Source organism: Dolichospermum circinale AWQC131C, from assembly GCF_000426905.1.
In the GTDB taxonomy this organism is placed as follows: Bacteria; Cyanobacteriota; Cyanobacteriia; order Cyanobacteriales; family Nostocaceae; genus Dolichospermum; species Dolichospermum circinale.
Genome location: NZ_KE384649.1, coordinates 1,604 through 9,717, shown reverse-complemented (window position 1 = coordinate 9,717; position 8,114 = coordinate 1,604). Strand labels below are relative to the sequence as shown.

4 protein-coding genes and 1 tRNA gene are annotated in these 8,114 nt (G+C 40.8%); 1 reads left to right on the top strand and 4 read right to left on the bottom strand.

From position 1 onward, the window contains the following. Positions 1-158: 158 nt before the first annotated feature. The 4 genes from ACIR131C_RS0119220 to gshA form a co-directional block, all read right to left on the bottom strand. Positions 159-232 (bottom strand) — tRNA-Met (locus ACIR131C_RS0119220). Between the two features lie 145 nt (positions 233-377). Continuing rightward, the gene (locus ACIR131C_RS0119215; RefSeq protein ID WP_028091484.1) at positions 378-2,690 is read right to left on the bottom strand and encodes a peptidoglycan DD-metalloendopeptidase family protein; all 2,313 of its coding nucleotides are present in this window, start codon (positions 2,688-2,690) and stop codon (positions 378-380) included. Positions 2,691-3,451: 761 nt separating this feature from the next. Next, positions 3,452-3,913: a tRNA (cytidine(34)-2'-O)-methyltransferase gene (locus ACIR131C_RS0119210; protein ID WP_028091483.1), complete on the bottom strand. Its 462-nt coding sequence runs from the start codon at positions 3,911-3,913 to the stop codon at positions 3,452-3,454. 217 nt (positions 3,914-4,130) lie between these two features. Beyond that, complete coding sequence (gshA, locus tag ACIR131C_RS0119205; protein WP_028091482.1) at positions 4,131-5,291, bottom strand: glutamate--cysteine ligase; 1,161 nt, start codon at positions 5,289-5,291, stop codon at positions 4,131-4,133. Positions 5,292-5,656: 365 nt separating this feature from the next. On the opposite strand from gshA, the gene ACIR131C_RS26945 reads away from it, so the two are divergent. After that, on the top strand, positions 5,657-8,114 hold a 2,458-nt coding region (locus tag ACIR131C_RS26945), incomplete at its 3' end, for a Calx-beta domain-containing protein (protein ID WP_278047006.1).

Sequence of the window (8,114 nt, the reverse complement as noted above, 5' to 3'; positions counted from 1 at the left end):
CCATACCTTCTCTCTTCAATCTTATACTCTTTTTGTCTCATTCTTAAGTTAAACTACTATAGTCATTTGATAGTCAAGAAAGCCTAAAAACAAATATTCAGCTTCCAGTGCTATAAATGACTGAAAGCTGAAACCCTTACATATCATATTGTTTTTAATGGCTCAGGTCAGATTTGAACTGACGACCCCAGGCTTATGAGTCCCGTACTCTAACCAACTGAGCTACTGAGCCGCGTTGTTTAACCAACTCATACTAAGATAGCATACAAATTTGCATTTGACAACCATCAATTTGCAAAATTTCCAAAATTTCCTCTCAATTAAAAAGAGGGAGTTTATCTCCCTCAAAAAACCCTTTAATTCCAGATAATCAGGAATTACAAACGATTTGGCAAGAAAGCGATAGGGTTAACAGCGCCTTTACCCGAAGGATGAACTTCAAAATGAGTATGAGGACCAGTGCTGAAACCAGTGCTACCCATAGCTGCAATAGTCTGACCTTGTTGCACCCTTTGACCAGCTTGCACCAAAATCCGGCTGTTGTGTCCATAACGAGTTAAACTACCATCATCATGGCGGATATCCACAACGTTACCGTAACCACCTCTATTCCAGCCAGCCTTCTCAACCACACCAGCAGAGGAAGCATAAATGGGTGTACCGACTGCGTTAGCAATATCAATCCCTCTGTGCATTCTTCCCCAGCGCCAGCCGTAACCAGAAGTCAGAACTCCCTTTGCAGGCCAAATGTAGCTGGTAGGAGTAGAATTAGATGGGAAATTGGGATTTTCTTCAGTTGTTTTCGGCAGGTATATATCCACTGCTGCCAAAGGTGGTAAAGCTGGAGAGACATTAGTTCCTCGCAATTTACCTAAAGAGTCAGAAGCACTTATTCCAGGAGAAGGAACTGTTAACTTAATCCCAGATGAATTGGGGGTAAAATTCGAGCCAACACCAGTCTTATTGGGCAAAAATTCTGGGTTAATTGGCTCATTAGCAGACCCAGAAGCCGTAACTAGAGGGCGAACTGGTTGATTGTTATAGCTGGGTAATATCGCTTTGGGTACAGGAATCTGTAGTCCAACTTGAGACACTACGGTATTACTGTTTGATTCAATAGGAATAGGTACAGACTGGCTATTATTTTTAGTATCTGTAGCAGCCACACCAGATTCTTGAGTGCGGTATTTGTAACGCAATCTCTCAATTTCTGCTTGTAAGGCGCGAATACGTTCATTACCTTTACCTTTAGATACCTTTTCTACCGGTTTTGGCGACAAGGTTCTTGGTAATGGAGCATCACCACCTAATCCAAAAGATTCACTAGGAGTAGGTAATGCTTGCGGGATAGCAATAGGGATCTGCCTTTGGTTATAAGTTATTGGGGCAGGGACATTAATACGGTTAGTGATGCTAGGATTATTATTGTTTTCCCGTTCCCCCGACACGACCGGTACTGGGATAGTTACGCTATTAGTCATGGCACGACTATCAAAACCTTTGGGCTGCTCTGTTGCTATGGCAGAAGGAACTATAATGCTAGTATTGTTAGCAACAAACGAATTAGTGTTTAAACTAGGAGTGTTTAAAGGATTATCTACTTTGTTAACCTTATCTACCATCTTCACTGCTGGAATAATTAGTTTTTGACTAATTTGCAGTTGATGGGGATCGCTAAGGTTATTAACCTTAATTAGCTCGGAAACTGAAATACCATAATTGTTAGCTATCTCTGCTAATGTATCTCCGGGCTTAACTTGATATGTTGAAGGGGGCAATTGTGCGGCAACTTTTGTGGAAGTTGATCCGGGCATTTGTCCTGGCTGTATAGTCTCACTGGGTTTTTGGTTCTGTTTTAACTCATTTACAAGTTCAGCTTGGCTCGAACTAGTCACATTCTGGGACTGTTTTACTACAGAGTTATCAGATACGGTGATTGGCTGTTCTTCATTTGTACCAATTTTTGAGAGATTTTGAGATCTCTCAGCCCGTAACTGTGTCAAACTATTCCTTAAACGGGTTGATTTCTCCCGCAAGCGATTGAGAGCTACCTCTTGCTGTGCTTTTAGTTTGGCATCAACATTTCCATCGGCTAATTCCTCCGCTGGGAAATATTGCGCCCTATCCCCGTTAGATAACTGTTGTGCCGTTTCAGTTTCTTGGTTACTTACTAGTAATGTAGACTGAATTGGGCGGTTCTTCTCCCCCTGTGCTAATTGGCTTTGTGAGTGGACAGAATTTTTTTCAGCCGCGTTGGTAGGTGAAATTACATTGAGGACAGGTGTGTTCTTGGTGGCAACTTGCCACTTAGCTTCCAGCCCAGGTACTCGTGAAACTACTGTTGGTTCTAATATCATAGGATTTACTACACCCCCTACCTGTGAGACGCTTTGGGACTCTAGTTTGGTGTCGGTAAATTTGATCTCAGTCTCGGAAACCACAGAATTTGTTCCATCTGCTTTTTGACTGCCAATGGGAGCGGCTGCTTGGGCTTGATCACTTTGTCGAGTCACCAAAAGGCTAGCTGCTCCCATTGATATTGCCAAGCCAATCATGGCAGCCTGATGAGTCCGAGACCGGAGGGTTATTTGGGGATTTTTGTTATCAGTTGTTTGCCCTACCGGGGCATCATCGCGGCTGGGGTGATTTTTTAATACAGCCTGCTCTCTTTTCTTTAATGCTCGTTTCAAAGACAACCTCCTATGATCAATACTGTTTAACTGATCTTGATTTTTAAGTTAGATATTATTTAATGATTGATATCACATTAAACTACAGATCAAGATCACATTCACCAGAGATACTTACGCAAGACTAACCTGCTTCCGGTAATTTGGACAAGTTTATGCACCTTGGTAAATCTGAAAATTTTTGGTGATGCCTTGTCTGAGTCCCTCCTCATAACTCCAGAATTTTCGCTGTTGACAATTATCTAAGCTCTTTTGCCAGCGGCAAGTAACACGAACTAAACAAATATCATAGCAAGTCTTGAGTCTATTGGCGCTGTTGGCTCATCAGCCTCTGCGCTGGCGAGATCATCGGGCTTTTACCATTTTCAAGATTTTTTGAATCAATCCGTTCCATCAATACTACACTTTACGTTTATTCTAATTGAAAAAACAACCGTATCTAATCTCAGCAATTTTTGCATTTTTCTGTCGTAGTCTTGGATACATATATCTCGAAATCATTAATGGTCAAGGGTTTGGCTAATTTTCTCTCGTGAGGAATCAAAACCTTGAGGCTACAAAAATTTATCCTTGGCAGTCTATTTACTCTCAAAATATCTATACAAATTTCTTATGTCATTTCGCCAAGATTTATCCGTATTTATCATTATCTACACAGTATTTTTACAATTTAAATCACAAAAAGTATCAGCAGTTTTACCATGATTCATCTCATCCATATATTTCTATCACACTTAATCAAAAATTCTGATTCCTCAATATTATTGTAAATAGCCCAACTGACGGCGACATTCAAATAAACCTATGGCCACGCTGACTGATAAGTTTAAGCTCCTGACACCAGGTTCATACATGGGAATATATAGAGTGGAGTCACAAGTGGAAAGAATAGAAGCTGGTAAACCTGCTGTTTCACTGCCAAATAATAGCCAATCCTCCGTTTCAAAAGCAAAATTAATGTAGTTAAAATTACCACGAACACTAAAACCCAAACATCTACCCCCTCGTTGTTGCTGTACATTTTGAAATGCTTCTATGGATTCATGATAATGGAGTTTAACATAAGGCCAATAATCCAACCCTGCTCTTTTAAGATAGCGATCGCTAATTTCAAATCCCAAGGGACCGACTAAATGTAATTCTGTGCCTGTGGCTGCACAAGTTCGGGCAATATTGCCTGTATTAGGGGGAATTTGCGGGTTCACTAAAACTATCTGGGGCATCTTTTTTAATCTTAGTCGTCTATTCTAGAAGTTCTTTTCATCTCAAAATCTATCAAAATACAGAGGCAATATATAGTTTTTTTTTATATGTCAAAAGTATTTTCCATTGATTAGTTTTTTAAATCACACAAGGTGATTAGATAACCAATTCTGAGGGAGGGATAATCAACAAAGATCGTACTGTTGATTATCCCTTGTCCCCCACCTCTTCTTTTACCTATTCCCTGACAGATAAACACAGTTTACTTTCTAGTTCATTTTCTCGTTCCTGAGTAACAAGAATCGCTTGAGCAATTACACGCTGAATTTCAACGCCTATTTTATGCAGCTGTAACCATTGTTGAGCTTCATTACCTGTTTGTAGGATATTTTGCAGTGGCGCTAGAAAACAACTAAATCCCTGTTGTTTGGCAATGCTCCAAATTTCTTGATAGAGTTCTCTGATCCAATCCCTGGCCAGAATACTATTACCATCTTGCCATCGCTGCAATTTAGCATCAAGACTGTCTGTAGCAGCAGCCATTTCGTTTTTCATGGTTAAGGTAATCAGTTCTTCGGGAGAAAAAGGGCTTTGAGTTAATGGATCAATGCTAGGATTGTCAATAATTTGGATTAACCGCGCTTCTAGCAGGGCAGTCATTGCTAATAAGGCAATAGGGTCTGTCACTAAATCACAAATTCTCAATTCTAAACGATTTAGATCATAAGGACGGCGATCGCCATTTGGACGCACTGATACCCATAAATGCCGGATATTTTGCATCTTACCTGTAACTAATTGTTCATTAACCCATTGAATATGATGGGCATGACTAGTAAATAAGGGTACATAATCTGGAGTTTGGGGGAATATGCCCCAGCGAGTAGAATGATAACCAGTGGTTTTACCATCCAGGAAAGGAGATGATGCACTCATGGCTAAAAATAGAGGTGCTTCCATTCTGATCACTCGACAGGCACGCATTAATACCTCTGGATCACTAATACCGATATTGATATGGACGCTGGCAGTTACTACTTTTGTCCCATAGGTTTGTTCAATGTAGTCATGATAGGGATTAGTGGGATCAGAACGGAAAAAGCGTTGGTTCATGTCCCCGGAGGCATCTCTGCCTGGCAAGGACAAAGTGCTACCCGGTATTAAAGTGTAATTATCCAATTTTTGTAGATAATTCCGTAACTTTCTTCTCGGACCTAATAAGGCACACAACAAATTATCATAACTCATAGATGGCTGAGTTATGTACTCCACATTGCGGCTATCTGGTTCACGCATAAAACCATCTAAATCGGAAATAATTTTGTCCGATAGTCCCACAATTTCACCTTGAGGCGTACCAGTATACATTTCAATTTCAAAGCCTTTTGATAAAATCATGTTATTCTCCAAAGCTTCTGGTAATGTTTATAAATTGTATCTAATTAGACGATTTTTTGCATTTTTTAGGTATAAATAAATTTATTTATAGGGCTTACACATCAGTTATGAAATAATAAACCACGATAAAGCTTGCAGCGCAGGCTTTCCCTAAAGATGGGAAAGAAAGTTCCATATACCTGATGTAATTTTAACCCATTATTCTATTAAACTTATCTTTCCCTTAATCTTTGGATGTAATCATTCAAATTGTTGCTGTTGTTGGTTATTAAAACTAAGCTAATTGAGATTTAGCAAAAACAGATTTAACCAAAGAACTTAAATAGCAATGCAAAAAACTAAACAAAAATACAAACATCTTCAGTATGGCAATTCAGAACGGAAGAACAACCGCTCCTGCTTACATCAATAAACTTCCCCAAGGCGCACAATATGCCCTTGTTCCTTTATTGACTGTAGGTGATGAAGTTCCCTTATTACAAGGTACTTTTGGTTCTTTTACTACCAGTGCTACTGATAAATTTGCTTTCACAGGCATTCCCGACGGTTTGGGAATTTATGAGACAGCCACAGGATACTATGTGTTTGTCAGTCACGAATTAGGTAGCAGTATCAAGTCAGATTTTTCCACCACAGTCACAGGACAAATCACCGGAGCGAGAGTTTCCCTATTCCAATTCGATAAAAACTGGAAAGTTATCGGTGGTAAAAACCTGATTGAGAAAGCTGTTGACAGTACGGGGACTGAATTAGGGAACATCACCTTTACCACTAATGGAGCAGATATTGTTAGCGTAACATCCACCATACCAGGTTTTGGCCGCTTCTGTTCATCCTTTTTAGCGGAGAGTGGTTTTGAAGGGGGTCCTGTATTCTTCGCACCAGAAGAATCTGACGGTAACAGCCGGGGTTGGGCAGTCACACCTGACGGTACTGCTCAAGCTTTAGATGGTTTGGGACGCTTCTCCAAGGAAAACGTAGTTGCAGCATCTCAGTATCGAGCTACCAACTCAAACAAAACGGTATTATTGTCTACTGAAGACACTGGTGATGGCGAACTCTATATGTTCGTTGGTAATCAAACAGCAGCAGATCCCAACGGTTTCAAAGATGGTGATTTGTATGTCCTTAAAGTTACAGACTATAGCAACGAAACCTTGGTAGAAGGAGTAAAAGTAGGCGCTACTTGGGTTAAGGTTGACCGTAGTGCTGTATATGATACCAAAGGAACGGAAGATAGGGCTGATGATGTAGCTAAAACTACTGGATTAGATTTATCTAATTGGGTTAATGTCAGTGGCCGCTCAACCAACTTCCGCCGTTTAGAAGACATAGCAGAAGACCCAAATAATCCTGGTACTTTCTACTTTGTCAGTACAGGTACAAACAATAAAGTAGACGGTACTACTACCACAGTAGCAGCAGAAGCAGAAAACCCCTACGGTAAACTGTATCGTTTCAGTCTCAATGCTGCTGACCCCACAGGTGCAATTAGTAACTTTGAATTAGTATTAAACGGTGGACCCAATACTGGAGTTAGCTACGACAATATTGTTGTTGACAAAAACGGCAAAATAGCCATTCAAGAAGACACCACTGCTTTTGGTGGTAGTGTCATGGCTGCCCAGAACAGAGATGCTCAAATCTGGTCCTATGACATCGCTACGGATACCGTTAAGTCCTTGTTTGAAATTAACCAACAAGCTGCTGGCGCTGTCTATGATAACGGTACTGGTGCATGGGAAAGCTCTGGAATTGTTGAACTACCCCAAAATGGTCTAACTGGTGTAAGTGGCTACTTATTCGATGTTCAAGCCCATGGGATCACCAACACTGCTGACCCGAACCAGCCCAATATTCTCAATGGCGCTCATGTAGAGGGTGGACAATTGTTAGCAGCTATGCCTGTGGTAATTAGTATCAATGATGTTACTGTGGTCGAGGGATTTGTAGATACAAATGCTGTAGTTACAGTTACTCTGAGTCAAGCCAGTCTTATTGAATTAAAAGTTAACTACGCTACTAGCAGTGATACCGCTACCTCCGGTACTGACTTCACTGCTACTGCTGGTACACTCACCTTTGCTCCTGGGGAAACAAGCAAGACTATCACTATCCCTGTCAAGGCTGATACAATCGCTGAAGCTGATGAGAAATTCACCATCACCTTAACTGACCCCGTTGATACAACTATTCCCTTCATTACTAGCACTGTTACTATCACTGATACTGTTACTTCTGATGTTACTGCCACATTAGTTGCTACAAAAACCAACCTGACCTTGACTGGTGTTAACAACATTAATGGTACAGGTAACGCCGCCAATAACATCATCACTGGCAATAGTGGCAATAACAAACTCACTGGCCTTGCGGGTAACGACACCCTGATTGGTGGTTTAGGTAATGATACTCTCATTGGTGGTTTAGGAGACGACACTTATGTTGTTGACAGCACAGGTGATATAGTTACAGAATCAGCTAATCAAGGTACGGATTTAGTCCAATCATCTGTTACTTACACTCTGAGTGCCAACGTAGAAAACCTCACTCTGACTGGAATAGCTAACATTAACGGCATAGGTAACACCGCTAATAACACCATCACAGGTAATAGCGGTGATAACACCCTGAATGGTGGCACTGGTAATGATACCCTGAGTGGTGGTGCTGGTAATGATAGCTATAATTTCGTCATCACCAAAACTAGCCTCGGTACTGACACCATTACAGAAGCAGTGGGTGGTGGTCAAGATACCATTGACTTCACGGGTACAACGGCAGCAATCCGCCTCAATCTAAGTATTACTACTACTCAAACCC